This is a genomic window from Streptomyces sp. MMS24-W38 (genome assembly GCF_059889265.1).
This window is the reverse complement of sequence record NZ_JCBCPP010000001.1, coordinates 5113617-5139241: the sequence shown is the minus strand read 5'-3', so window position 1 is coordinate 5139241 and position 25625 is coordinate 5113617. Positions and strand designations below refer to the sequence as shown.

General features: G+C 72.5%; 20 protein-coding genes and 1 pseudogene. 10 read left to right on the top strand and 11 right to left on the bottom strand.

The window, feature by feature from the left end; all coding sequences use genetic code 11:
• Nucleotides 1-186: 186 nt before the first annotated feature.
• On the top strand, nucleotides 187-1302 hold the full coding sequence (locus AC6F7H_RS22335; RefSeq protein WP_500758684.1) for an ISAs1 family transposase: 1116 nt from the start codon (nucleotides 187-189) through the stop codon (nucleotides 1300-1302).
• Between the two features lie 285 nt (nucleotides 1303-1587).
• Nucleotides 1588-1892, top strand: a pseudogene (locus AC6F7H_RS22330) (UvrD-helicase domain-containing protein); the annotation flags it as partial.
• Nucleotides 1893-1895: 3 nt separating this feature from the next.
• Here the strand turns inward: AC6F7H_RS22330 and AC6F7H_RS22325 are convergent.
• Complete coding sequence (locus AC6F7H_RS22325; protein ID WP_500758683.1) at nucleotides 1896-2684, bottom strand: nucleotidyltransferase family protein; 789 nt, start codon at nucleotides 2682-2684, stop codon at nucleotides 1896-1898.
• A gap of 381 nt (nucleotides 2685-3065) precedes the next feature.
• Here AC6F7H_RS22325 and AC6F7H_RS22320 point away from each other — a divergent pair, with 381 nt between their 5' ends.
• From AC6F7H_RS22320 to AC6F7H_RS22310, 3 genes are all read left to right on the top strand, one after another.
• Nucleotides 3066-6626 (top strand): S8 family serine peptidase, encoded by a 3561-nt coding sequence (locus tag AC6F7H_RS22320; RefSeq protein ID WP_500758682.1) that lies wholly within the window; start codon nucleotides 3066-3068, stop codon nucleotides 6624-6626.
• A 221-nt stretch (nucleotides 6627-6847) separates the two neighbouring features.
• A complete protein-coding gene (locus AC6F7H_RS22315) occupies nucleotides 6848-7267 on the top strand; it encodes a RidA family protein (RefSeq protein ID WP_500758681.1) in 420 nt (139 codons plus the stop codon).
• Entirely contained in the window at nucleotides 7267-7740 is a 474-nt protein-coding gene (locus AC6F7H_RS22310; RefSeq protein ID WP_500758680.1) for a GNAT family N-acetyltransferase, read from the top strand. The genes AC6F7H_RS22315 and AC6F7H_RS22310 overlap by 1 nt, the downstream gene beginning before the upstream one ends.
• 9 nt (nucleotides 7741-7749) lie before the next feature.
• Here the strand turns inward: AC6F7H_RS22310 and pip are convergent, their stop codons facing one another.
• The 3 genes from pip to AC6F7H_RS22295 are packed head-to-tail and all read right to left on the bottom strand — an operon-like array spanning nucleotide 7750 to nucleotide 9672.
• A complete protein-coding gene (gene pip / locus AC6F7H_RS22305; RefSeq protein WP_500758679.1) occupies nucleotides 7750-8715 on the bottom strand; it encodes a prolyl aminopeptidase in 966 nt (321 codons plus the stop codon).
• A 37-nt stretch (nucleotides 8716-8752) separates the two neighbouring features.
• Nucleotides 8753-9505 carry a uracil-DNA glycosylase gene (locus tag AC6F7H_RS22300; protein ID WP_500758678.1) on the bottom strand — a complete coding sequence of 251 codons (753 nt, stop codon included), beginning with the start codon at nucleotides 9503-9505 and terminating at the stop codon, nucleotides 8753-8755.
• Between the two features lie 35 nt (nucleotides 9506-9540).
• Nucleotides 9541-9672: a hypothetical protein gene (locus AC6F7H_RS22295; RefSeq protein WP_500758677.1), complete on the bottom strand. Its 132-nt coding sequence runs from the start codon at nucleotides 9670-9672 to the stop codon at nucleotides 9541-9543.
• A gap of 212 nt (nucleotides 9673-9884) precedes the next feature.
• Here AC6F7H_RS22295 and AC6F7H_RS22290 point away from each other — a divergent pair, with 212 nt between their 5' ends.
• Entirely contained in the window at nucleotides 9885-10352 is a 468-nt protein-coding gene (locus AC6F7H_RS22290) for an RNA-binding S4 domain-containing protein (protein ID WP_500758676.1), read from the top strand.
• A 47-nt stretch (nucleotides 10353-10399) separates the two neighbouring features.
• On the opposite strand, the gene AC6F7H_RS22285 is transcribed toward AC6F7H_RS22290, so the two are convergent.
• Nucleotides 10400-11098: a class I SAM-dependent methyltransferase gene (locus AC6F7H_RS22285; RefSeq protein WP_500758675.1), complete on the bottom strand. Its 699-nt coding sequence runs from the start codon at nucleotides 11096-11098 to the stop codon at nucleotides 10400-10402.
• A 120-nt stretch (nucleotides 11099-11218) separates the two neighbouring features.
• Between AC6F7H_RS22285 and AC6F7H_RS22280 the strand changes: the two genes are divergently transcribed.
• Nucleotides 11219-11482, top strand: coding sequence for a DUF6343 family protein (locus AC6F7H_RS22280; RefSeq protein WP_500758674.1), 264 nt, complete (start codon nucleotides 11219-11221; stop codon nucleotides 11480-11482).
• A gap of 31 nt (nucleotides 11483-11513) precedes the next feature.
• On the opposite strand, the gene AC6F7H_RS22275 is transcribed toward AC6F7H_RS22280, so the two are convergent.
• From AC6F7H_RS22275 to rpsA, 4 genes are all read right to left on the bottom strand, one after another.
• Nucleotides 11514-11894, bottom strand: coding sequence for a tetratricopeptide repeat protein (locus AC6F7H_RS22275; protein WP_109380614.1), 381 nt, complete (start codon nucleotides 11892-11894; stop codon nucleotides 11514-11516).
• Between the two features lie 50 nt (nucleotides 11895-11944).
• A complete protein-coding gene (gene coaE, locus AC6F7H_RS22270; protein WP_500758673.1) occupies nucleotides 11945-12565 on the bottom strand; it encodes a dephospho-CoA kinase in 621 nt (206 codons plus the stop codon).
• Between the two features lie 49 nt (nucleotides 12566-12614).
• Nucleotides 12615-13553 carry a PAC2 family protein gene (locus tag AC6F7H_RS22265; protein ID WP_500758672.1) on the bottom strand — a complete coding sequence of 313 codons (939 nt, stop codon included), beginning with the start codon at nucleotides 13551-13553 and terminating at the stop codon, nucleotides 12615-12617.
• A 236-nt stretch (nucleotides 13554-13789) separates the two neighbouring features.
• Nucleotides 13790-15289, bottom strand: coding sequence for a 30S ribosomal protein S1 (gene rpsA, locus AC6F7H_RS22260; protein WP_109380611.1), 1500 nt, complete (start codon nucleotides 15287-15289; stop codon nucleotides 13790-13792).
• Between the two features lie 415 nt (nucleotides 15290-15704).
• On the opposite strand from rpsA, the gene AC6F7H_RS22255 reads away from it, so the two are divergent.
• Together AC6F7H_RS22255 and hrpB are read left to right on the top strand one after the other, a co-directional pair.
• The gene (locus AC6F7H_RS22255) at nucleotides 15705-16526 is read left to right on the top strand and encodes a class I SAM-dependent methyltransferase (RefSeq protein ID WP_500758671.1); all 822 of its coding nucleotides are present in this window, start codon (nucleotides 15705-15707) and stop codon (nucleotides 16524-16526) included.
• A gap of 4 nt (nucleotides 16527-16530) precedes the next feature.
• Nucleotides 16531-19080 (top strand): ATP-dependent helicase HrpB, encoded by a 2550-nt coding sequence (gene hrpB / locus AC6F7H_RS22250; RefSeq protein ID WP_500758670.1) that lies wholly within the window; start codon nucleotides 16531-16533, stop codon nucleotides 19078-19080.
• Nucleotides 19081-19088: 8 nt separating this feature from the next.
• Here the strand turns inward: hrpB and AC6F7H_RS22245 are convergent, their stop codons facing one another.
• Nucleotides 19089-20906: a lytic transglycosylase domain-containing protein gene (locus tag AC6F7H_RS22245; RefSeq protein WP_500758669.1), complete on the bottom strand. Its 1818-nt coding sequence runs from the start codon at nucleotides 20904-20906 to the stop codon at nucleotides 19089-19091.
• A 274-nt stretch (nucleotides 20907-21180) separates the two neighbouring features.
• Between AC6F7H_RS22245 and AC6F7H_RS22240 the strand changes: the two genes are divergently transcribed.
• On the top strand, nucleotides 21181-22041 hold the full coding sequence (locus tag AC6F7H_RS22240; protein ID WP_500758668.1) for a DUF4184 family protein: 861 nt from the start codon (nucleotides 21181-21183) through the stop codon (nucleotides 22039-22041).
• Nucleotides 22042-22839: 798 nt separating this feature from the next.
• Here the strand turns inward: AC6F7H_RS22240 and polA are convergent.
• Nucleotides 22840-25563: a DNA polymerase I gene (gene polA, locus AC6F7H_RS22235; RefSeq protein ID WP_500758667.1), complete on the bottom strand. Its 2724-nt coding sequence runs from the start codon at nucleotides 25561-25563 to the stop codon at nucleotides 22840-22842.
• Nucleotides 25564-25625: the final 62 nt, after the last annotated feature.

Genomic DNA, 25625 nt, shown 5'->3' with positions numbered 1-25625 from the left:
GGTTGGTTCACAGTCGGGGCGGGGCGCCCCGGCCCGGGCGGAGGGCGAACGCAGTGCAGGCACGGTCTCAGTGATCATGTGAGTGTCGAAGTCCCATGAACACTTGGTGAGTCCGTGCCTGCTCCTCCATCTTCTCTCATGCCCTCCGCGCTGGATCAACTGGCTCAGGCCACTGCACCGGCCCCGTTGACGGACGCACTGTGTCTGTCGCAGTTCCTGGAGGCGATGCCCGACCCGCGAGGTCTTCGTGGACGCCGCTACCTGCTGTCCGCTCTGCTCGCAGCGGCCGCGGCGAGTGTCCTGGCCGGCGCCCGCTCACTGACCGCGATCACGGAGTGGGTCACGGATGCCCCGGCCTGGGCCTGCCGGGCCCTCGGTTTCCCCGTCGACCGGCTGACCGGCACCGTGTCGGTCCCGCATCCCCACACCCTGCGCCGCCTCCTGGTCCAGCTCGACGGCGACGCCCTGGACCGGGCGATCGGCGCCTTCCTCGCCGCCCGGGCCACCCCGACCGAGCCCGGACTGCGGGCCATCGCCGTCGACGGCAAGGCCCTGCGCGGCTCGCGCACCGCCACGGCCACGCACGTCACCCTGCTCGCCGCGATGGACCACAGCGGCAGCGTTCTCGCCCAGTGTCAGATCGCCGACAAGAGCAACGAAATCCCCGCCTTCCAGCCCCTGTTGGACACCATCGATCTCACCGACAGCGTGGTCACCGCCGATGCCCTGCACACCCAGCACGCCCACGGCACCTACCTCCGCACCCGCGGCGCCCACTACATCGCCCAGGTCAAGGCCAACCACCCCGGCCTGTTCGACCGCGTCCGCCGCCTGCCCTGGCAGGAGATCACCCTCGACCATTACGAGCGCACCCGCGCCCACCACCGCCACGAGATCCGGCGCCTGAAGACCGCTGCCTTCGCTCACCTGGACTACCTCGACGCTCAGCAGGCCCTCCAAGTCGTGTGCTGGAGGCAGGATTTCACCACCGGCAAGCTCACCATCGAACGCGTCTACCTGATCACCAGCCTGCCGCCCGGCGCCGTGAGCGGCGCCCAGCTCGCCGCCTGGATCCGCGGCCACTGGAAGATCGAAAATCTTCTGCACCACGTCCGGGACCGCACCTTCCGCGAGGACGACTCCAAGATCCGCACCGGCCGGCTCCCGCGCGTCATGGCCGGCCTGCGCAACCTCGCCATCGGCGTCCATCGCCAGGACGGCCACACCAACATCGCCGCCGCCCTCCGCCGGGCCGCTCGCGACTACCACCGCCCCCTGGCCTCCCTCGGCCTCACCGGATGAACCCGATCATGCAAAGGACCCTGCGCCACGAGGTAGCCGATCCGGTCGGCGCACGGCGGTGTCGAGCCGCGAGTACGCCTGCCAGGCGCCCGGCGTGCGGGCAGGACCAAAACGTAGACCGGATCGGCGGCCATCGCGACTCCCCCTCGCCCCGCTGCGTCGCCGTATCGCCCCTGGTCGCAGGGTGAACGCGGATGTTCAGGGACGAAAGTGAGCGTTTCCGGCCAGACCGCCGTCCGGGCGATCCAGGAATGCGGGCGGACCATGTCGGATGTCCGCTATCCGATTGACCCGGACGGACCACGCGGCGACGAAGGCGTGCACATCGGCACGATGTTCCGCTTCAGGGGCCTCAAGTACCAGCGCGTGATCATCGCCGGCGCGGCGGAAGGCCTCATACCGCGCGCGGACGTGATCCGCATGCGGCACACCGACGCGCTCCGCCACCGCCGTGAGTTCCAGCGGGCCCGCTCCCTGCTCTTCGTCGCTCTTCGTCGCTCTTCGTCGCGGCCACCCGCTCCCGCGACGCCCTGGCCGTCTTCCGGCACGGCACGCCCAGCAGATTCCTCGCACCGCTGCTCGTCGGCTGATGCTCAGCCGGAGCGCTGCCGGGCCGCCTCCACGGCCCGGTCGAACAGTGTCTCCGCAGCCGTGACCGCGTGGACGAGATCGTCCGGGCCTGCCGTCAGCGACTCCAGCAGGGCGTCGGCTTCGGTCAGTTCCGCCCGGTGGATCAGGCCCTTCTCGTTGGTGACCCACTCCCCGCGCGCCGCGAGTACCGCGTGGGCGGTGTGGGTCGCGGCGACGGCGATGCTCCCGGCGACCTGGGTGAGGGCGCCCTTGGGGGCGTGGCCGGCCTTGGCGTAGGCGAGGGTGGCGGTGGCCGTGCCGTACCAGCGGGGCGGGGCGCTCTCGCGCAGGGCCCGCGGGTAGGCGGCGGGGCGGGGGAGGTCGCCGCGCAGCACCTCGTTGATCGCGAGCTCCGCGACGAGCAGGTACGTCGGGATGCCGGCGAGGTGGAACATCAGCGGCTCGACGCGGAAACGGCCGTGCTCCGCCTCGGTCAGCTCGTGCTCGACGACGTCGAGGTCCCGGTAGTGGACGTCGACGCGGCGTCCGTCGACGGTCAGCCAGGCGCCGCCGTTGAAAACGCCGCCGCCCCAGCCGCCGATCTCGGAGACCTCGCCCTCCCAGCCGACCGCGCGCAGGTCGTCCGGGTCGAAGGCTCCCCGGTAGTAGACCGCCAAGTCCCAGTCACTGTCCGGCCGTTCGGTGCCCTGGGCGCGTGAGCCGCCGAGCGTGACGGCCCGGACGCCGTGGAGGGCTGCGAGCCGGTCGGCGGTCGTGTCGAGGAAAGCCCGGTCGGACGCAGAGGGCGACACGGTGGCGGCTCCTGACGGTCGGCGGGGCGACGGACGGCACGGGGGTGACCCGCGGGAAGAGTACGGGGACGGCTGCGCCGGGTCGAACGGTATTCGGCGCGGCGCCGTGTCGCGGCGTGCGTGCAGGCCGATGCGTCCGGCCGAACGCGAGCCAGGGCACGCGGTCGTGACGCCGCGTCGCATCCACATGCTCGGCGTATTCACATCCGACCCCTCCGCCCTCTTGTCATGCTCGATGCAACATAGTCATCATAAGTCGCCGTCACTTTCCGCACCCGTCCCCTCACCCACAGGTGATGGATCGCTTCGGACGGCACGACGTTCCGCGAAAGCCCTTGCCCTCCCGGGTGGGCGAACCCCACCCCCCGATCAAGGAGACCCGTGGCATCCTCTCGAAGATCTCCACGTCGAGTCGCTCTGGCTTCCCTGGCAGCCCTGGTGTTGCTGCCCTGGGGTGCCGGAGTCGCGGCGGCCGCCGAGCCGAGCGCGCCCCCGGCACAAGAGCTGCTGAGCGCCAAGGCCGAGCAGAAACTGCTCAAGCAGTTGGACGAGAAGGACAAGACGACCTTCTGGGTCGTCATGAAGAAGGAAGCCGACCTTTCCGTCGCCGAGCGCGCCGAGGGCAAGACGGCGAAGGCCAAGGCCGTGCTCACGGCCAAGAAGAAGGTCGCGCAGGACACCCAGTCAGGTGTCCTCAAGGCGGCCAGGGCGGCCGGATCGGACGCCGTCTCGTTCTGGATCGACAACTCCGTCAAGGTCGTCGGCGACATCGAACTCGCCACGAAGATCGCCGAGTTGCCCGAGGTGCAGGCGATCGAGGCCGACCAGACGATCAAGCTCGACACACCGGTCAAGGGCAGCAGTGAGCCGACCGTCGACGGCGTCGAGTGGGGTGTCGACCGGATCAACGCCCCGCAGGTGTGGAGCACGTACGGCGTCCGCGGTGAGGGCGTCGTCATCGCCAACATCGACAGCGGCGTCCAGTACGACCACCCGGCGCTCAAGAACCAGTACCGGGGCCGCAACGCCGACGGCTCCTTCTCCCACGACTACAACTGGTTCGACCCGGCAGACGTCTGCGCGGGCGACAGCCCGTGCGACAACAACGGCCACGGCACCCACACCATGGGCACCATGGTCGGCGACGACGGCAACGCCAACCAGATCGGTGTCGCGCCCGGCGCCACCTGGATCGCCGCCAAGGGCTGCGAGAGCAGCAGCTGCTCCCGCGACTCCCTGCTCGCCTCCGGACAGTGGGTGGTCGCGCCGACCGACGCGAACGGCGCCGACCCCCGGCCCGACCTGGCTCCCGACATCGTGAACAACTCCTGGGGCTCGAGCGTCCAGGACCCCTGGTACCAGGATGTGGTGGACTCCTGGCGGACCGCGGGCATCTTCCCCGCCTTCTCCAACGGCAACAGCGGCCCCGGCTGCAACACGGCGGGCTCCCCCGGCTCCTACATCGCCAGCTACGCGAGCGGCGCGTTCGACAGCGACAACGCCATCGCGAGCTTCTCCTCGCGCGGAACGGGCGAGAACGGCACCATCAAGCCGAACCTGGCCGCGCCCGGCGTCAACGTCCGCTCCGCCTACACGGGCGGCGGCTACAGCGCGCTGAGCGGTACGTCGATGGCGTCCCCGCACACCGCCGGCGCCGTCGCCCTGGTCTGGTCCGCGTCGGCCTCCCTGCACGGCGACGTCGCGGCCACCGAGGTGCTCCTCGACGACACCGCGATCGACGTGTCCGCCCTGACCTGCGGCGGTACCGCGGAGGACAACAACGTCTTCGGTGAGGGCCGGCTCGACGCCTACGCCGCGGTGAGCGACGCCCCGCGCGGCGCGACCGGTTCCCTGACCGGCACCGTCACCGCCGGGGGCAACGCCGTCGCGGGCGCCCAGGTCGTCGCCGACGGGCCGATCGACCGCACGGTCGTCACCGACGCCGAGGGCGACTACACCTTCCCCGCCCTGTCGGTGGGCGACTACGACCTGACGGTCAAGAAGTTCGGCCACACCGACGCGACCGGCACGGCCGCCGTCGGCGACGGCCGGAACACGGTGCGGGACTTCTCCCTCACCGCCGCTCCGTCCGCCAAGGTGTCCGGCACTGTCACCTCCTCGGCGGGCCCCGCAGGCGGCGCCGAGCTGTCCTTCGCCGGCACGCCGGTGACCGCCACCGCGGACGCCCGGGGCCGCTACGAGGCGACCCTGCCGCACGGCACGTACACGCTGAACGCCACGCACGACTCGCGCTGTGTGGCGCCGGGGAGCGCACAGGTGTCGGTGTCCGGTGACACGGTCGCCGACGTGCGCCTGCCCGACCGCCTCGACGCCTTCGGCACGGCGTGCGCCTCCGGAGCCGAGTCCTGGGTGTCGGGCACCGACAAGCTGAACGTGACCGGCGACTCCGGCAACGTCAAGATCGACCTGCCGTTCCCGGTCCCGTTCTACGGCAGGACCTACCAGTCGGCCTGGGTCAGCACCAACGGGTACCTGAACTTCCTCGCGGCCAACTCCAGCAACTCCAACAGCGCGCTGCCCGGTACGGCGGCCCCGAACGCGGCTCTCTACCCGTTCTGGGACGACCTGCTGGTCCGCGCCGACGCCGGCGGCGTCTACACCGCGGTCCGGGGCGAGTACCCGAACCGGTCGCTGGTCGTCGAGTGGCGGTCCATCGTGAACTGGTACGACCAGGGCGTCCCCTTCTCCTTCTCCGCCGAGATCGGCGAGGACGGCTCCGTCACCTACCGGTACAAGGACATCGCCGACACCCCCGGCGGCTACTCCACCGGCAGGAGCGCCACCGTCGGCGTCGAGAACGCCACCGGTACGGACGCCCTGCAGTACTCCTTCAACACCGAGGCGATCTCCGACGGCCTCAGCGTCGCCTTCCGCACGACGAAGTCCGGTGTCGTGCTCGGCACGGTCACGGACGGCAACGACGACAAACCGGTGTCCGGCGTCGAGGTGACCACGGGCTCGACGAACACCACGACGGACTCCAACGGCAGGTACGCGCTGCAGCTGGGCACCGGCGAGCACACGCTGGCGTTCTCGGCCACGGGGTACGCCGGCGAGGAGAAGACCGTCACCGTGGAGCCGGGCCGCGCCGCCGACGCGAGTGCCTCCCTGGCCACCGGACGGGTCGCGCTCGACCAGAAGCAGGTCACGGTCGTCGCCCCCGCCGGCCAGACGCGGGAGCGGTCGGTGACCCTGTCCAACACCGGTTCCGCGACCCCGTACACGATCGTCGAAGCCGTCGACGGCGCGGCGCGGGACGTACCGTGGCTCACGGTCTCGCCCGCCCGGGGCGACCTGGCGAAGGGCGCCGAGCAGACGGCGAAGCTCGGCTTCGACACCACGGGCCACAAGCCCGGTGACGTGCTCTCGGCGGACCTGCTGGTGCGTTCCGACAGCGGGCGCACCCCGGAGATCAAGGTTCCGGTGCAGTTGGTCGTCCCCGGCTACCAGCAGGCGCTCGACAGCGGCGCCGGCTCCTCGTCGACGGACGCCCGCGGCGACGGCTGGCAGCCGGACCGGGCGCACGCCAAGGGGTCCTTCGGATACCTCGGCACCACGAAGACGACGTCCACCAAGAAGGGGATCAACGGCACCCAGGACCCCCAGCGGTTCATGACGGCCCGTGAGGGCATGCACGAGTACCGCTTCGACAACGTTCCGAACGGCGTCTACACCGTGGAGCTGGACTTCGCGGAGCTGTCGTCGACGAAGCCGACCGCCCGGGTCTTCGACGTGATCGCGGAGGGCAAGGAGGTCGAGCCGAGTCTGGACATCGCCCTGGAGGCCGGCACCTACACGGCCCTGCAGCGCACCTACACGGTGACGGTCACCGACGGAGTGCTGAACGTCCGCTTCGTCTCGAACTCGGGCAAGACACTGGTGAACGCCATCCGCGTCACCGAACGGCCCGACCTTTCGTGAGCCGTACGCGGCACTGAGCACCACGGCCCGTCCCGCGCCCACCGCGGGACGGGCCCCGTTCCTGCTCCTCTTCTCGTCTTCTCGGACTCCGCTCACGCCTGTACCGGCCCTCGGGGTTCGGTACAGGCGTGAGCGGAGCGAAATACGGATGCGGCGGCGCGTCATGTGCCCCCATGCTCGGTGGGTCGTCCGCCCCGTCCCTTTCGAAGACCGGAGCCCCTGTGATCCAGCGCGTCACCGTCCCGAGTCTCTTCCCGCCCCCCGCCTACTCCCACGCCTCCGTCGTCGAGGCGGGCACCAGACTGGCGTTCCTGGCCGGGTCCGTTCCGCTCGACGCCGACGGGAAGCTCGTCGGGAAGGGCGATCCGGTGCGGCAGGCCGAGCGGGTGGTGGCCAACCTCGAGGAACAACTGCGCGCGGTGGGCAGCGACTTGCGGCATGTCGTGGGGACGGACGTGTACGTCGTGAGCAGCGAGCCCGCGGTGCTCTCCGCCGTGTGGGACGTGGTGGAGGCGTCCGGGCTGAGCGCCGGACCCCATTCGTCGACCCTGATCGGTGTGGCCTGCCTCGGCTACCCCGGGCAGCTCGTCGAGATCACCGCGACGGCCGTCGTCCCGGACACGACGGCGGCGGTCTCCTGATGGCCGACGAGCGGACCGTGGTGCTGCGCCGAGCCGTTTCACCCGAAGACGCCGACGCCGCGGCCGGCGTCTGGCTGCGGTCCTTCGCCGCCGCGCTGCCGAGCGTGGTCCGGCCGCGGACCGACGACGAGGTGTACGGCTACTTCCATCACGTCCTCGTGCCGCTGCACGAGACATGGGTGGCGGAGACGGAAGCGGAGGGTGGTGGCGTCGTCGTCGGGGTGATGGTGCTGGAGGGTGAGGAGCTGGCGCAGTTGTACCTCGCCCCCGAGTGGCGCGGGCGCGGGCTCGGTGACCGGTTCGTCGCGCTGGCCAAGGAGCGCGGCCCCGAGGGGCTTTCCCTGTGGACCTTCCAGGTCAACGCGCCCGCGCACCGCTTCTACGAGCGGCACGGCTTCGAGGCCGTGGAGTGGACGGACGGCGGCGGGAACGAGGAGCGGGAACCGGACGTGCGGTACGTGTGGCGGCCGTAGGGCGGATCGTCAGCCGTGGGGGCGCGCGTACCGGTCGGTCGCCGCCACCAGTACGTCGTTCCCGGTCGCACCGGCGTCGTGCCCGGCCTCGTCCACCATCACCAGCTCGCTGTCCGGCCAGGCGTGGTGGAGGCGCCAGACGGTGCCGAGGAGGTTGCCGAAGTCGAGGCTGCCCTGGACCAGGGTGCCGGGGATGCCCTTCAGCAGGTGCGCGTCGCGGAGGACCACACCCTCGTCATTGCCCTCACCCAGGAAGTGGTCATGGCCCCAGTAGTGGGTGACGGTGCGGGCGAAGCCCCTGCGGAACTCCGGGTCCTCGAACCGCGCGACCGAGCCGGGCGGGGCGGGGATCGTCGCCGTCTCCCAGTCGGTCCAGGCCCGCGCGGCCCGGTCCCTCACCTCCGGGTCGGGGGACTCCAGCAGCCTGCTGTACGCGGCGGCCGGGTTGCCGTCGCGCTCGTCGGCGGGCAGTTCGGCGAGGAAGCGGGCGAAGGCCTCCGGGAAGATCTTTCCCACTCCTCGGGTCAGCAGGGCCACTTCGGGATCAGAACCGGTGGCCACTGCCGTCAGCACCAGCTCGGACACCACCCCGGGGTGCGTCTGCGCGTACCGCAGTCCCAGCACCGACCCCCATGACGCGCCCCACACCAGCCACCGCTCGATGCCCAGGTGGGTGCGCAGCCGCTCCAGGTCGGCCATGAGGTGTGCGGTCGTGTTGACGCCCATGTCGGTGGCGGGGTCGGCGGCGTGCGGGGTCGAACGTCCGGCGCCGCGCTGGTCGAGCAGCACGATGCGGTACGCGGCCGGGTCGAAGTAGCGCCGGAGGGTGGGGCTCGCGCCGCTTCCCGGTCCGCCGTGCAGCACCAGCGCGGGCTTGCCGTGCGGATTCCCGCAGGTCTCCCAGTACACGCGGTTGCCGTCGCCGACGTCGAGCATGCCGTGGTCGTACGGTTCGATCTCCGGATACAGAGCCATCGCCGCACCCTAGCGGGGCGTGCCGTGCGGGCTCACCTCATTTCCGCGTGGGCAGCCCCGCAGCCTCGGCTGCCGTGCGCAGCACCTCCCGGAGCATCTCGGGGGTGAGTCTGCCGGTGAAGGTGTTGCGCTGGCTCACGTGGAAGCAGCCGTACAGGTGCAGGTCGTCGCCGTCCGGGGCGGGGAGCGTGACGTGGGTGCCGTGGGCGAAGGCCGGGCGGGGGCGGGGCACGGTCCAGCCCGCCTCGGTGAGCGCGGGCAGCGCGGCCTGCCAGCCGAAGGCGCCGAGGACGAGCACGGCCCGCAGCGTCGGCCGCAGCAGCCGCAGTTCCCGGACCAGCCAGGGCCGGCAGGTGTCCCGTTCCCCGGGGGTCGGCCTGTTGGCGGGCGGGGCGCAGTGCACGGGTGCGGTGATGCGTACGCCGTACGGTTCCAGGCCGTCCCCGGCGTGCGTGGAGGTCGGCTGCGAGGCGAGTCCGACGTCGTACAGCGCCTCGTACAGCACGTCGCCGGAGCGGTCCCCGGTGAACATCCGGCCGGTGCGGTTTCCGCCGTGCGCGGCGGGTGCCAGTCCGACGATCAGCAGCCGGGCGTCCGGCGGCCCGAATCCCGGCACCGGCCGGCCCCAGTACGTCCAGTCGGCGAACGCGGCGCGCTTGGTACGGGCGACCTCCTCCCTCCAGTCCACCAGCCGCGGGCAGGCGCGACAGTCGGCGATGCGCCGGTCGAGGTCGAAAAGGCCCGGGAGGCCGTCGATGCCGGCCGGGCCGGAAAGGCCGCTGGGATCCACGGCTCCACAGTAGGACGGGCCGCCCGTCCGCGGGTTCACGGCGCCGACCGGGTGGTGCCGCGCGCCGCCGCCGGCACGGCGGGCCGGTCGGGCTCGCGCAGCCACGGAAGAGTCCCCGCGAGCAGCACGGCCGCCGTCAGCAGCCAGAGCAGCGGCCCGGGGCTCATGGCTCCCACACCACACCGGTGAGCGCGCCGACCGGCTGCCGGGCGAGGGACCCGACGGACGGCGCGATGACCCGGCCGGTGGGAAACACGCTGGTGGAGCAGGTCGTTCCCGTTCGGGCCCGCCACGCCGAACCCGAGGTGGACCCGTCCGAAGCCGGGCCTCGGCGAAATCACTTCCCGCCCGGCCGTCCCGGACGGCTAAGGTCGGGACCATGGCTTCCGAGGACCCGAAGACCGCCGCCGCTGTGGCCGCTGCCGAGGCTGCCGGACCGCAGGTCGGCGAGACCGTTCGCACCGACAGCTGGATCTGGTCCGTGCGCCTGCTCAAGACGCGTTCCCTCGCTTCCACCGCCTGTCGGGGCGGCCATGTGCGGGTGAACGGCGAGCGGGTGAAGCCCGCGCACTCCCTGCGCGTCGGTGACGAGGTGCGGCTGCGGCACGAGGGCCGGGAGCGGGTCGTCGTCGTCAAGCGGCTGATCCGCAAGCGGGTGGGCGCCCCGGTGGCCGTCCAGTGCTATGTCGACAACTCCCCGCCGCCCCCGCCCCGCGACGCCGTCGCCCCCGCCGGTGTCCGGGACCGCGGTGCGGGCCGCCCGACCAAGCGCGACCGCCGCGAGCTGGAACGCCTGCGAGGCCTGGGAGGTCCCGGCGCCCCCGGCGGCACGGCGCCGCGCCCCTGAACGAACGGCGCCGGTCCGGGGCGGGCCCACGATCAGGACGAGCGGTGTCACCGCGCCTTCGGCGCCACCGCTCTCACCCATGCCCCGTTCTTTGTCAGGTACCGGTCCACTGCCAGGCCCGCCTCCTCCAGCGCCTCCTCGAACTGCTCCCTCGTCAACCGCCGCGACCGGAACGTCTGCGTCCATACCGCGTCCGGGAACACGTACTCCGCGTGCACGGAGTCGACCCCGTCGCCGACCGGTTCGGCCGACACGATCCGCACGGTGAAGCCGGCCGGGTCCACCCGCTCGCGCGGCAGATTCGTGTGGTAGTCCTCGCCCTCCCGCTGGATCAGTACGCACCCTCCCTTCGCCAGATGCCGCGCACAGGTACGCAGCAGCCCCCGCCGCACCTCCGGGTCGCCCGCGTGCACCAGGAACGACGCGAGGAGCACCACGTCGAACGTCTCGTCCAGCCGCAGCTCCTCTATGGGGCCGCACACGGTCCGGGCCCCGCGGACGCGCTCCAGCATCTCGGCGGACTCGTCCACCGCGGTGACCTCGAATCCGCGCTCCAGCAGTGCGTGGGTCATCCGCCCCACTCCGCTGCCCAGCTCCAGGATGCGCGCGCCCGCCGGAACGGCGGCGGCGATGACGTCCGGCTCGTCACCGACGGGCAGTCGTGAGTACAGCTCCACCGCACAGCCGTCCGGGGTGATCGCCCCGGGGCCCGTCCCCTTGTATCCCTCACGCGTTTTCAGCTCCATGCCCGTCCAACGGACCGGATCCGCAAGCCCGTTCCCCTCCTCCCCCGACTCACTCGATCGAGTGAAAACGCCGTCCTCGTCGTCCTGGCGTACGGTGAAGTCGGGAGGGGTGGTGACGAGATGCGCACGGGCAGTGAGCCGAGGACCGCACGCAGTGCGTTGCGCGCGCGGCTCTGGCTGAGTGTCTGGGGCGAGGTGTGGACGGTCTCCGGGACGGTGGCGTTCGCGCTCTTCGGCCATCCGGGCTGGGCGCTCCTGTGCGGGGTGCTGTGGCTGGTCGTCACGACCGATCTGATCGTGGTCGTCCGGCACCTCCGTCAGGGGCCGCACTACCAGCCGGGCCGCGACGTCCCCCCGTACGAACCGCCCCGGGGCCCGTGGTGACCGTGTGACCGGGGGCAGCGCGGGCGGCCCCTCAGGTGTCGAAGCTCGCGGCCTTCAGGTACTCCGGGTTCGGGTCCAGCGCGGCGGCCAGCCGGAAGTGGCGCCTGGCCGGTTCGGGGCGGCTCTGCCGCTGGTAGGTACGGGCGAGCGCGAAGTGCGCGAAGGCGTTGTCCGGCTCGCGCTCCAGGACGATGGAGAACTCGAGCTCGGCCGGCCTCAGCTGGGCCGCCGCGAAGAACGCACGCGCGCGCAGCAACCGCGCCGCGGTGTTCTCCGGGTACGCGTCGATGACCCCGTCGAGCAGCTTCACCGCACCCCGCGGGTCCCGCGAGGCGAGCAGCTGCTCGGCGGCACGGAAGTCGATGACATGTGTCTCCGGCGTACGTCCGGTCGAACCACTGAGCTCGGGCACAGCCGCATCCTTCCCTCGTCGAACCGGTTCAACGCCCCGGGCGGGGATCCCTATTCCTGCGCGGGCCGGCGGGCCGCCCGCTCCCTGCGCACGAGTTCGGCCCATACGTCCTTCACCCGCCGTGCCAGCTCCTCCAGGGGGACGTCGTTGTCGATGACGACGTCCGCGATCTCCCGGCGCTGCTCGCGCGTCGCCTGGGCGGCCATCCGCGCGCGCGCGTCCTGCTCGCTCATGCCGCGGCGGCCCACGAGACGGTCGAGCTGGGTCTCGGCGCTCGCGTCGACCACGATCACCAGGTCGTAGAGGGAAGCGAGGCCGTTCTCCGTGAGCAGGGGTACGTCGTGGACGACGACGGCGTCCTCGGCGGCGGCTTTCTCCAGCTCACGGGAGCGGGCGCCCACCAGGGGGTGGACGATCGAGTTGAGGACGGCGAGCTTCTCCGGGTCGGCGAAGACGATCGATCCCAGTCTCGGCCGGTCCAGGCCGCCGTCCTCGGCGAGGACGCCCTCGCCGAAGGACTCCACGACCGCCGCGAGTCCGGGTGTCCCCGGCGCGACGACCTCGCGCGCGATGCGGTCCGCGTCGATCAGTACGGCCCCGCACTCGACGAGCAGCCGCGACACCTCGCTCTTGCCGGCTCCGATCCCGCCGGTCAGGCCCACCGTCAGCATGACCCGAAGCTTAGGGCCTGCCACCGACGGCGACGGTGGCGGCCCTGCCTCAGTTGTCGCCTTCGCGCTCCGCGAGGAACCGCTCGAACTCGAGCCCGATCTCGTCCGCCGACGGGATCTCCACCGGCTCGGCGAGCATGTTGCCCCTGGTCTCGGCGCCCGCGGCGGCGTCGTACTGGTGCTCGAGGCCTTGGATGAGGGCCGTGAGCTCGTCGTCGCCCTCCCGGACCTGGCGGTCGATCTCGGTCTGCGTGCGGTGGGCGTCGGTGCGCAGGGAGTGCGCCACACCCGGCAGGACCAGGCCGGTCGCGGCCGTGATGGCCTCCAGGGCGGTCAGCGCCGCGTCCGGGTAAGCGGAGCGGGCGATGTAGTGCGGCACGTGCGCGGCGACACCCAGCACGTCGTGCCCGGCCTGCATGAGCCGGTACTCGACGAGTCCCTCGGCGCTGCCGGGCACCTGCGCCTCCTCGAAGGGGCCGGTGCGTCCCGGGACGAGGTCGGTGCGGTTGCCGTGCGGGGTGATGCCCACCGGTCGCGTGTGCGGGACGCCCATCGGGATGCCGTGGAAGTTCACCGAGAGGCGGACGCCGAGCCGCTCCACGATCTGCCGCACCGCGGCGGCGAACCTCTCCCACTCGACGTCCGGTTCGGGCCCGGACAGCAGCAGGAACGGCGCCCCGGTGGCGTCCTGGACCAGCCGCACCTCGAGGGCGGGCACCTCGTAGTCGGTCCAGCGGTCGCGGGTGAAGGTCAGCAGCGGGCGCCGGGCCCGGTAGTCGACGAGCCGGTCGTGGTCGAACCGGGCGACCACCTGGTGGGGCAGCGAGTCGAGCAGCCGCTCGGCGATCTGGTCGCCGGCCTCGCCCGCGTCGATGTACCCGTCGAAGTGGTAGAGCATGACAAGTCCGGCCGATTCCTGGGCGAGCGCCATGTCGACGACGGCCAGCCCCTTCGGCTCCCATGCGTACAAACCCTGCGGATCAAGCACCGTGACCGCTCCTCCTCGTGTTCCCAGTGGACAACGTGACGCGCGGCACCGGCATTCCCGGGTGAGGACAACTCCCCGGGGAGCGCGGGGCCGTGTCGACATGCGGCCCCGCCGCGCGGGCGCGACGAGCTCCCACCGGCCCGCGGGCGACGCCCGACCCCGAAGCGCAGCACTGAGGGGCCGCACCTCGAAAGGTGCGGCCCCTCAGTTACCGGCTAGAGCTCAGCGGCCGGATTTCAGCTCTGGCCGCCGGCCAGCTTCTCGCGCAGCGCGGCCAGCGCCTCGTCCGAGGCCAGGGCGCCGGAGTTGTCGCCGCCCTCGGAGGAGTACGAGCCGCCACCGGAAGCGGCCGGAGCCGCACCCGCGGTGTCGCCACCCTCGGCAGCGGCCTTCTCGTCCGCCTCGCGGGACTTGATGACCTGCGCCTGGTGCTGCTCGAAGCGGGACTGCGCCTCGGCGTACTGGGTCTCCCACGCCTCGCGCTGAGCCTCGTAGCCCTCGAGCCAGTCGTTGGTCTCGGGGTCGAAGCCCTCGGGGTAGATGTAGTTGCCCTGGTCGTCGTAGGACGCGGCCATGCCGTACAGGGTCGGGTCGAACTCGACCGCCGTCGGGTCGGCGCCGAAGGCCTCGTTGGCCTGCTTCAGCGAGAGGCTGATGCGACGGCGCTCGAGGTCGATGTCGATGACCTTGACGAAGATCTCGTCGTTGACCTGGACGACCTGCTCCGGGATCTCCACGTGGCGCTCGGCCAGCTCGGAGATGTGGACCAGACCCTCGATGCCCTCGTCCACGCGGACGAACGCACCGAACGGAACCAGCTTCGTGACCTTGCCGGGCACGACCTGGCCGATCTGGTGGGTGCGGGCGAACTGCTGCCACGGGTCTTCCTGGGTCGCCTTCAGCGACAGGGAGACACGCTCGCGGTCCATGTCGACGTCGAGCACCTCGACGGTGACTTCCTGACCGACCTCGACGACCTCGGAGGGGTGGTCGATGTGCTTCCAGGACAGCTCGGAGACGTGCACCAGGCCGTCGACGCCACCCAGGTCCACGAAGGCACCGAAGTTGACGATCGAGGAGACGACGCCGGAACGGACCTGACCCTTCTGGAGGGTGGTGAGGAACGTCTGGCGGACCTCGGACTGGGTCTGCTCCAGCCAGGCACGGCGGGACAGGACCACGTTGTTGCGGTTCTTGTCCAGCTCGATGATCTTCGCCTCGAGCTCCTTGCCCACGTAGGGCTGGAGGTCGCGGACGCGGCGCATCTCGACCAGGGAGGCCGGGAGGAAGCCGCGGAGGCCGATGTCGAGGATGAGACCACCCTTGACGACCTCGATGACGGTACCGGTGACGATGCCGTCCTCTTCCTTGATCTTCTCGATGGTGCCCCAGGCACGCTCGTACTGGGCGCGCTTCTTCGAGAGGATCAGGCGGCCTTCCTTGTCCTCCTTCTGGAGAACGAGGGCTTCGATCTCGTCACCGACGGCGACGACCTCGTTGGGGTCGACATCGTGCTTGATCGAGAGCTCGCGGCTCGGGATGACACCTTCGGTCTTGTAACCGATGTCGAGCAGGACCTCGTCCCGGTCGACCTTCACGATGACGCCGTCGACGATGTCGCCGTCGTTGAAGTACTTGATCGTCTCGTCGATCGCGGCGAGGAAGGCTTCCTCGTTACCGATGTCGTTGACCGCAACCTGCGGGGTGGTGGCGGTGGTCTCGGTGCTGCTCGTCATGTGGGAAAGGGCTCCGGTACGGACAGTGAGTCGTAGGTACTGCTACGCCGGAGCCCGTTTCGCTCTGCAGAAGCCGGACAGCAAAAGAAGCGCCGTTCCGACACCGGGTGCCCCGGTGGCGCCTCGAGAACCGAGGGGACATACAACAGATGCGAGCGCAGCCTGCTATGTCTGAGGTGCGCAGGCCCGCAGCGCAACTTGTAGCATACGGGGGCAGCCGGGCAGGGTCAATGCGCGAAGCCCCCCACCCGGGGCGGATCGCCGCATAACCGGCACAATTCCCCCTTCTGGGGGTAGCGCCGCACGTCAGACGCCGCCTCGAGGCCGACCGAGACCCGCGCCGGATCCGCGCCACGCAGGACCCCGCGCGCCCCCTGTGGCGACAGCCGGGGCGACTTGACGGAAGAGTACGACGATGGAGCCGATCATCCAAGAGCCCGAAGCGTCCGAACCCGAGGCGACCCGACGGAACGCCGGCGTCACCGAGAGCTCCCGCGCCAACCGGGGCTGGTGGGACCGCAACGCGGACGAGTACCAGGTCGAGCACGGCACGTTCCTCGGCGACGACCGCTTCGTGTGGTGCCCCGAGGGGCTGGACGAGGTGGAGGCCGAACTGCTCGGCCCGCCGGAGGACCTGAAGGACCGCGACATCCTGGAGCTCGGCGCCGGCGCGGCCCAGTGCTCACGCTGGCTGGCCGCGCAGGGCGCGCGCCCGGTGGCCCTGGACATCTCGCACCGGCAGCTGCAGCACGCGCTGCGCATCGGGGGCCCGTTCCCGCTGGTGTGCGCCGACGCGGGCGCCCTGCCGTTCGCGGACGGCTCCTTCGACCTGGCCTGCTCGGCGTACGGGGCGCTGCCCTTCGTCGCCGACCCGCGGCTGGTGCTGCGCGAGGTGCGCCGGGTGCTGCGGCCCGGGGGCCGGCTCGTCTTCTCCGTCACGCATCCGGTCCGCTGGGCGTTCCCGGACGAGCCCGGCCCGGAGGGACTGAGCGTCTCCGGGTCCTACTTCGACCGCACGCCCTACGTCGAGCAGGACGAGCAGGGCCGCGCGGTGTACGTCGAGCACCACAGGACGCTGGGCGACCGCGTCCGCGACATCACCGCCTCGGGCTTTCGCCTGGTGGACCTGGTGGAACCGGAGTGGCCGGAGTGGAACACCTCCGAGTGGGGCGGCTGGTCCCCGCTGCGCGGACACCTGATCCCGGGCACGGCGATCTTCGTGTGCGTACGGGACTGAGTGCGTGGTCCGTCACGACGCTCTCGACGCCCTCCCGGTGCGCGAGGCCCTTCCGGCGCTGACCGACGCCCTGGAGACGCACGGCACCGCCGTTCTCGTCGCACCGCCCGGCACCGGCAAGACGACCCTCGTACCGCTGGTGCTGGCCGGGCTGGTCGGTGGCGGGCCCGCGCGGCGGGTCGTGGTCGCCGAGCCCCGGCGGATCGCGGCGCGGGCGGCGGCCCGGCGGATGGCCTGGCTGCTGGGCGAGAGGGCCGGCGGGTCCGTGGGTTTCACGGTGCGCGGGGAGCGGGTGGTCGGGCACCGCACGCGCGTGGAGGTCGTCACGACCGGCGTGCTCCTGCAGCGGCTGCAGCGGGACCAGGAACTGACCGGGGTGGACGCGGTGGTGCTCGACGAGTGCCACGAGCGGCATCTGGACGCGGACACGGCGGCGGCGTTCCTGTGGGACGTGCGCGAGACCCTGCGGCCGGAGCTGCGCCTGGTGGCCGCGTCGGCGACGACCGACGCGGCGGGCTGGGCCCGGCTGCTGGGCGACGCGCCCGTGGTCGAGGCGCGCGGCACGGCCCATCCGGTGGAGGTGGTGTGGGCCCCTCCCGCGCGTCCGGTACGGCCGCCGCACGGCATGCGGGTCGACCCGGCGCTGCTGACGCATGTGGCGTCGGTGGTGCGGCGGGCGCTGGCCGAACGGGACGGTGACGTCCTGGTGTTCCTGCCCGGCGTGGGCGAGATCGCCCGGGTCGCCGCACATCTGGGGCGGCTGGCAGAGGCCGAGGTGCTCCAGGTCCACGGGCGGGCGCCGGCATCGGTGCAGGACGCGGTGCTGGCCCCCGGACAGCGGCGCCGGGTGGTGCTGGCGACCTCGGTGGCGGAGTCGTCGCTGACGGTTCCGGGGGTCCGGGTGGTCGTGGACGCGGGACTCGCGCGTGAGCCCCGCGTCGACCACGCGCGCGGGCTGAGCGCGCTGACGACGGTACGGGCCTCGCAGGCGGCGGGCAGGCAGCGGGCGGGGCGGGCCGGACGTGAGGCGCCGGGCGCGGTGTACCGGTGCTGGGCGGAGACCGAGGACGCGCGGCTGCCCCGGTTCCCCTCCCCCGAGATCAAGGTGGCCGACCTGACGGCGTTCGCGCTGCAGGCGGCCTGCTGGGGCGAGCCGGACGCCTCCGGGCTCGCGCTGCTCGATCCGCCGCCGCGCGGGGCGATGGCGGCGGCCGGGGCCGTCCTGACGGCGATCGGAGCCGTCGGCGCCGACGGGCGGGCCACGGAGCGGGGCACGCGGCTGGCCCGGCTGGGCCTGCACCCCCGGCTGGGGCGGGCGCTGCTGGACGCGGCACCGGCCGTGGGCCGGGCGCTCGCCGCCGACGTGGTCGCGCTGATCGGCGAGGAGGCGCCGCGCGGCTACGGGGACGACCTCGCGGAGGCGCTGCGCGCCGCGCGGCGCGGGGACGGCGCCTATGCGCAGCGGTGGCGGACGGAGGCGCGCCGGCTGCGGTCGCTCGCCTCGGAGGTCTCCCCGGAAGCGGTCCACACCGCGCCGCCCGTGCCGACGGGCCCGGTGGGCGGGGAGGGCTGGAAAGGCGGGGAGGGCGCCCGTGTCGGACTGGTGGCCGCGCTCGCGTTTCCCGAGCGGATCGCCCGCGCGGAGGGCGGTTCGTATCTGATGGTGTCCGGGACGCGTGCCGAGGCCGGCGAGGACACCGGGCTGCGGGGCGCTCCCTGGATCGCGGTCGCCGCCGCCGACCGGCCGGTGGGGCGGGGGCACGCGCGCGTGCGGCTCGGCGCGGCCGTCGACGAGCAGACCGCGCGGTGGGCGGCCGGGACCCTGCTGGAGACACGCGAGGAGGTGCGCTGGGCCGACGGCGATGTCGTCGCCCGCCGGGTCGAGCGGCTGGGTGCGGTGGAACTGGCGGTACGGCCCCGCACCGACGCGGAGCCCGCCCTGGTGCGGGCCGCGCTGCTGGACGGGCTGCGGCAGGAGGGGTTCGGGCTGCTGCGGTGGCCGACGGGAGCAACCGTGCTGCGGCAGCGGCTGGCCTTCCTGCACGGCCGGCTCGGCGCCCCCTGGCCCGATGTGTCCGACGACGCGCTCCACGCACGCGTGGAGGAGTGGCTGGAGCCCGAGCTGAGCCGCGCCCGGCGCCGGGCCGACCTGGCGCGGATCGACGCCGGACAGGCCCTCGGCCGGCTGCTGCCGTGGGCGTCCGGGCAGGCCGCCCGGCTGGACGAGCTGGCCCCCGAGCGGATCACCGTACCCAGCGGGTCCGCGATCCGGATCGACTACTCCGACGCCGGGCAGCCGGTGCTCGCGGTGAAACTCCAGGAGATGTTCGGGCTCCAGGAGTCACCGCGGGTGGCCGGGGTGCCCCTGCTGGTGCATCTGCTCTCCCCGGCCGGGCGGCCCGCCGCCGTCACCTCCGACCTCGCCTCCTTCTGGAAGGACGGGTACAAGGGCGTACGGGCCGAGCTGCGCGGTCGTTACCCCCGGCATCCGTGGCCCGAGGATCCGGCCGCCGCCGAGCCGACCCGGCACACCAACGCGCGGCTCGGACGGTGACCCTGCTCCTATGAGTCGGTGGCGGGGTCAGGGGACGCCGACGGGCCGGGGGACTCCGTCTCGGCGGCGGCCACGGTCAGTTCGACCGTGAGGGTCGCGCCGCCCGCGGTGGTGACGCGGAGCAGGAAGGTGCCGGTGGTGTCGTCCGCGTAGAGCTGCGGCAGCGTCAGGAGACCGTCCGCGTCCGTCTCCAGGCCGCTCAGGGTGCGGACGGCCTTGCCGTCGCCGTCCTCGAAGTAGGGCCCCTCGTCGTTGACGGCCGGGTCGTCGGCCGACGCGATCAGCGTGGCGGTGGCCGCGACCTTGCCGGCCGGGGCGCCGCCGCGGGTGGCCCGTACCTCGACCCGGTGGGCGAACTCGCCGCCCGGGATGCAGGTCAGCGCCTCGTCCCCGGTGCGCACGACGGTGTCGGCGGTGCGCTCGGTGACGGTGGCCCGGTAGGCGAGGCCCGGGACGGCGCGGCCGACGACGGTGGCGCGGACGGCGACGTCGCCCGTCTTCTCGCCCGCCCGGAGCGCGGGCGCCACGGCGACACCGGCGCTGTCGGTGACGACGGTGGCCACGCTCTCGCCGCCGGTGAAGGTGGTGTCGGTGTCGCCGAGGACGGTGAAGCGGATCCGCACCTTCGCGACGGCCTTGCCCTCGTCCGTCTCCGCGCGGGCGCGGATCCTCTCGGTGAACGCGTCGCCCGCCATCGCGGTGAGCTTGCCCGTGCCGGCGTTCTCCAGGTGGTCCACCGTGTCGGTGGGCGTGGAGGGCCTGCCGGGCGGCGGTGTCGTCGGAGGCTGTGTACTCGGCGGTGTACTCGGCGATGTGCTCGGCGGTGTGCTCGGCGTGCCCGGGGAGGCCGGCGGCTTGGGGCCGGTGCTGCTGCCGCCACCCGGCTTGTCGGGGCCGGTGCTGGGCTTCGGCGACGTGCCCGGGGCCGACGGGGTGGTGCCCGGCTGCGTCGACGGCGTCGACGCTGCCGGGGTGGGGCGCGTGGTGTGGTCGTCGCTGCGGTCGCCGGGCAGCGCGCCGGTGCCGTCCGGGATCTCGTGCGTGCCCTTGCGGTAGTACTCCAGCCACGACAGGACGGTGTTCAGGTAGTCCCTCGACGGGTTGTAGCTGAGGATCGCCTTGTCGAGGTCCGCCCGGTCGGACAGGTCCCAGCCGAAGCGGCACAGGTAGTGGCCGGCGGCCAGGGCGGCGTCGTAGATGTTGTTGGGGTCCTTGCGGCCGTCGCCGTTGCCGTCGCGGCCCGCCCACGCCCAGGTGGACGGGATGAACTGCATGGGGCCGACGGCGTTGTCGTAGGAGCTGTTGCCGTCGTACACGCCGTTGTCGGTGTCCCGGATGAGCGCGAAGCCGTTGCCGTCGAGCTGCGGGCCGATGATCGGGGAGAGGGTGGTGCCTTCGGCGTCGACGCGCCCGCCGCGGGCCTGGCCGGACTCCACCTTGCCGATGGCGGCGAGCAGTTGCCAGGGCAGGTTGCAGCCGGGCTTGGACTCGCGCAGCGCCGCCTCGGCCTTCTTGTAGGCGTCGAGGACGGTCGCGGGTATGCCCGCCTCGGAAGCGCCCGACGTGAGCGGGTCGGTGCCCGCGGACGGGGAGGGGTTGGGGCTGTTGAGCGGCGGCAGGTCCGTGTAGTAGGGCGAGTTGCCGGTCGCGCCGGGGCCGTCGGTGCTCCCCTCGGGCGCCGAGGTGGCGTCCGGGGCGGCCCGGCCCGCCGGGTCGTCGATCGTCGCACCCGGAGCCTGGGACGCGGACAGGGCCGCCACCGCGGCCGCCGCCACGGCGGTGGTTGCCGCTCCCTTGCGCAGCCTCCTGCCGAAATGCGCCGCCATAGAGTGAACCCCTCCCCTCGGACGCCGGAGCATCCGTCAACGTCTGCCACACTCGCCCAGTTGTGACGATTCAGCCCGCCCGCCGGTTGCACCTGGCACGGCGACTCTCGCGACCCTACGGCAACATCCTTTGCCCGCACACCCGTTCATGCCCGGTATTCACCGGTTGGTCACAGTCGTCCCCGCACGAGCACGGACGGGGTGTCGCGCATACTGGGGTCCGCCGAGCGCCGGGACCGACCAGCCCGGTCAACGAACCTTCCGGGGAGCCGAGTTGCCCTTCACATTGAGCCATGCGGCAGCGGTCCTGCCCGCCGTACGAACCGACGGGACCGGCCGGGGCCCCCTGGTGCCGGCCGTTCTCGTGGCGGGCAGTCTCGCCCCGGACCTGACCTACTACGCGGCCAGTGTCCTGTCCGGAGCGATGGAGTTCGGAGACTTCACCCACTCGTTCCCGGGCGTCCTCACCGTGGATGTGTGCATCGCCTGGTCGCTGGTGGGTCTGTGGCTCCTGATCCGCGAACCGCTCGTGGCGCTGCTGCCGCGGCCCCGGCAGGGGCGGACGGCCGCCCTGCTGCGCTGCGGCACGCCCCCCGCGCGCGTGCGGGCGTCCCTGGTGGCACGCTGGTACGTCTCGGCCGTGCTCGGTGCGCTGACGCATGTGGTGTGGGACGCGTTCACGCACCTCGACCGGTGGGGGATGCGGGTCTTTCCCGTCCTGGGACGGGAGATCGCGGGCTCACCGCTGTACTGGTACCTGCAGTACGGCGGTTCGGCGGTGGCCACGGTGGTGGTCGTCGTGTTCCTGGCGCGGGCGCTGAAGCGGGCGGCGCCCCGGTCCGCGCCGGCGGGGGTGCCGTCGCTGTCCGCGGCCGACCGGTGGGCGGCCGCCGCGCTGCTCGGCGGCTGTGCGCTGGTGGGGGCCGTGCATCGGGCCTCGCGGTGGTGGGACTACTGGGGTGCGACCGCGAAGCCCTGGGAGTTGATCCCCACGGTGTGCTTCGGGGCGGGCGCCGGGCTCGTGGTCGCGCTGCCGCTGTACGCCGTGGCGGTCAGGGCGCTGCGTCCGGCCCCGGCCACCGGGGACCTCGACGACGCCGGTACGGGGCGGCCGAGCCGTACGGCCGCACGCTGAGGGTCTCCCCGGCCGCCACGAACACGGTGACGGTACGGACGGGGCGGGTGCGTGGCAACAGGGTGAGGGCGAGCGCCAGATAGCCGCGGGTCAGCTCGGCCCACAGCCGCCACGGGGGCGGCTCGACGCCGGGTGACGGGGCGGGCGGTGCGGCGGTGGCCCCGCGGCCGGTGCACCGTCGGCCGGCACGGCGCAACGCGGTCGCGAGGGGGGCGGGAGTACGGGCGGTACTTGCGGTGGCCGCGAAGACCGGAACCGGCGAAAACGCCTCGAGGGTGGGTCCGTCGGCGTCGGTCGGCGGGGGCCCCGCTCTGCGGTGAAGCATGCGTATACCCATGCCCCGCATCCTGGCGCCCGCCCCCCGCGACGGCCCGCCCGCGAGGTCCACGCGAGTGAGACCGTTCCTGGGGACTGAGCAGGAGTCATCCCACTCGGCCGCACGCCCCGAACGGTCTTGAACGCACTGGTCCCCGGCGTACTCGGCTCCGGGGCGGCGACACGCATCCGGTGCGTGGTCCGGTACCGGGAGGCCCCGAACCATCACTCCGGTGGAGCAGGGGCCCCGCTCACTGGCGCCGTACCCGGCGTCCCGGACCGCACGCTCACGCCAGCCCAACCGGCCCAGGGCACCACAAGCTCACGAACGAACCATCACACGATCGAGCTGACGCGGCCCCGTGCGCACTCCCCGGCGAGCAGTCACCAACCCCTCAGGGGAACGGAAACGAGGACGGAGCCATGACGGAGGGCACCCGTCGAGCGCCCTCCATAACGGCCCGCCGCCTCCGCCCCGCAGGGCTAGTGCGCCGCCGACTCCCAGTCCGGGCCCGCGCCGACCGAGACGCCCAGGGGGACGCGGAGCCGGACCGCGGCGGCCATCTCCCGGCGGATCAGCTCTTCCGCGGCCGGGCGCTCGCCGGGGGCGATCTCCAGGACGATTTCGTCGTGGACCTGGAGGAGCATCCGGGACTTGAGGTCCGCCTCGCGCAGCGCCCGGTCCACGTTCAGCATGGCGATCTTGACGATGTCCGCCGCAGTGCCCTGGATCGGCGCGTTCAGAGCCATCCGCTCGGCCGCCTCGCGGCGCTGGCGGTTGTCGCTGCTGAGGTCGGGCAGGTACCGCCGGCGGCCGAAGAGCGTCGCCGTGTAGCCCGTCGCCCGAGCCTCCTCGACCACACGGCGCAGATAGTCCCGTACCCCGCCGAACCGCTCGAAGTACGCGTCCATCAGGGCGCGGGCCTCGGCCGCCTCGATGTTCAGCTGCTGGGAGAGGCCGAAGGCGGACAGCCCGTACGCGAGGCCGTACGACATCGCCTTGATCTTGCGGCGCATCTCCGCGTCGACCGCGGCCTGCTCGACCGCGAACACCTGCGAGGCGGCGGTGGTGTGCAGGTCCTCGCCGGAGGTGAACGCCTCGATGAGGCCGGCGTCCTCGGAGAGGTGGGCCATCACCCGCAGTTCGATCTGGCTGTAGTCCGCCGTCATCAGCGACTCGAAGCCTTCCCCGACGACGAACCCGCGACGGATCGCGCGGCCCTCGTCGGTACGGACCGGGATGTTCTGCAGGTTCGGGTCGGTCGACGACAGGCGTCCGGTGGCGGCGACCGTCTGGTTGAACGTGGTGTGGATGCGGCCGTCCGCGGCGATGGTCTTGATCAGCCCCTCGACGGTGACGCGCAGCTTCGCCTGCTCACGGTGCCGGAGCATGATCACCGGCAGCTCGTTGTCGGTCCGGCCCGCCAGCCAGGCCAGGGCGTCGGCGTCGGTGGTGTACCCGGTCTTGGTCTTCTTCGTCTTCGGCAGGCCGAGTTCACCGAAGAGGACTTCCTGGAGCTGCTTGGGCGAGCCCAGGTTGAACTCGTGCCCCGCCGCCGCGTGCGCCTCCTTCACGGCCTGCTGCACGGCGCCCGCGAACATCTGCTCCATGCCCTGGAGGTGGGCCCGGTCCGCCGCGATGCCGTACCGCTCCATGCGGGCCAGCAGGACGGACGTCGGCAGTTCCACGTCCCGCAGCAGATCCGCGGCGCCCACGTCCTGGAGGCGGCCCTCGAAGGCCTCGCCCAGGTCGAGGACCGCGCGGGCCTGCACCATCAGCGCCTCGGCCTCAGCGGTGTCGTCCGCGCCGAAGGCCAGCTGGCCGTCGGCGGCGGCGGGCGCCAGCTCGCGGTGCAGGTACTCCAGGGACAGCGCGTCCAGGTCGAAGGAGCGGCGGCCCGGCTTGACCAGGTAGGCGGCGAGCGCGGTGTCCATGGAGACGCCCCGGATGCTCCAGCCGTGCTCGGCGAAGACCCGCATCGCGCCCTTGACGTTGTGGAACACCTTGGGCCGGTCCTCGTCGGCGAGCCATGCGGCGAACGCCCGCTCGTCGCCCTCGTCCAGCTCGGCCGGGTCGAACCAGGCGGCCGGCCCCGCGGCCGCGGCCAGGGCGATCTCGGCGACCGAGCCGGTCCCCAGCGCCCAGGTGTCGACCGTGGCGACGCCGAGGGGCGCGGTGCCGTGCTCGGCGAGCCAGCCGGCCAGCTCGCCCGCGCCCAGGACGGCGCCGTCCAGGTCCACCCCGTCCGCGACGACCGGGGCGGCCTCGGACTCCTGCGCGCCCGGGTCGACGGCGAAGAGCCGCTCACGCAGCGACGGGTTCCTGATCTCCAGGGTGTCCAGGATCATCGCGACGGCCTTGCGGTCGTAGGCGGTCCGCTCCAGGTCGGCGACGTCCCTGCCCAGCTCGACCTGCCGCTCCAGCTCGGTGAGGCGGCGGTTGAGCTTGACCGACTCCAGGTGGTCGCGCAGGTTCTGCCCGGCCTTGCCCTTGACCTCGTCGACGCGCTCGACGAGGTCCGCGAAGGAACCGAACTGGTTGATCCACTTCGCGGCCGTCTTCTCGCCGACGCCGGGAATGCCGGGCAGGTTGTCGGACGGGTCGCCGCGCAGCGCCGCGAAGTCCGGGTACTGCGCGGGCGTCAGCCCGTACTTCTCGACCACCTTCTCCGGGGTGAACCGGGTCAGCTCGGAGACGCCCTTGGTCGGGTACAGCACCGTGGTGCGCTCGGAGACCAGCTGGAAGGAGTCCCGGTCGCCGGTGACGATCAGCACGTCGAAGCCCTCGGCCTCGGCGCGGGTGGCGAGCGTGGCGATGACGTCGTCCGCCTCGAAGCCCTCGACGGCGAAGCGCGGGGCGCGCATCGCGTCGAGCAGCTCACCGATCAGCTCGACCTGCCCCTTGAACTCGTCCGGCGTCTTGGAGCGGTTCGCCTTGTACTCGGGGAACTCCGCCGACCGCCAGGTCTTGCGGGAGACGTCGAAGGCCACCGCGAAGTGAGTGGGCGCCTCGTCGCGCAGCGTGTTCGCCAGCATCGACGCGAAACCGTAGATCGCGTTCGTCGGCTGGCCCGTCGCGGTCGTGAAGTTCTCCGCGGGCAACGCGAAGAACGCGCGGTAGGCCAGCGAATGCCCGTCCATGAGCATCAGTCGCGGACGGGCCTCGCCGGAGGTCTGGTCGGTCTTCTTCGCTGCTGTCTCTGCCACGCCCCCGATCCTGCCACGCGCCACTGACACTCGGCCCCGCCCCCGCGCTCAGGGCCGCCCCG

Excerpts from the sequence above, each read along its gene's own strand:
- AC6F7H_RS22310 (WP_500758680.1), top strand. The coding sequence starts at position 7,267 with ATGGCCGACGAGCGGACCGTGGTGCTGCGCCGAGCCGTTTCACCCGAA.
- pip (WP_500758679.1), bottom strand. The coding sequence starts at position 8,715 with ATGGCTCTGTATCCGGAGATCGAACCGTACGACCACGGCATGCTCGAC.
- AC6F7H_RS22295 (WP_500758677.1), bottom strand. The coding sequence starts at position 9,672 with ATGAGCCCCGGGCCGCTGCTCTGGCTGCTGACGGCGGCCGTGCTGCTC.
- AC6F7H_RS22290 (WP_500758676.1), top strand. The coding sequence starts at position 9,885 with ATGGCTTCCGAGGACCCGAAGACCGCCGCCGCTGTGGCCGCTGCCGAG.
- AC6F7H_RS22285 (WP_500758675.1), bottom strand. The coding sequence starts at position 11,098 with ATGGAGCTGAAAACGCGTGAGGGATACAAGGGGACGGGCCCCGGGGCG.
- AC6F7H_RS22280 (WP_500758674.1), top strand. The coding sequence starts at position 11,219 with ATGCGCACGGGCAGTGAGCCGAGGACCGCACGCAGTGCGTTGCGCGCG.
- coaE (WP_500758673.1), bottom strand. The coding sequence starts at position 12,565 with ATGCTGACGGTGGGCCTGACCGGCGGGATCGGAGCCGGCAAGAGCGAG.
- rpsA (WP_109380611.1), bottom strand. The coding sequence starts at position 15,289 with ATGACGAGCAGCACCGAGACCACCGCCACCACCCCGCAGGTTGCGGTC.
- AC6F7H_RS22255 (WP_500758671.1), top strand. The coding sequence starts at position 15,705 with ATGGAGCCGATCATCCAAGAGCCCGAAGCGTCCGAACCCGAGGCGACC.
- AC6F7H_RS22245 (WP_500758669.1), bottom strand. The coding sequence starts at position 20,906 with ATGGCGGCGCATTTCGGCAGGAGGCTGCGCAAGGGAGCGGCAACCACC.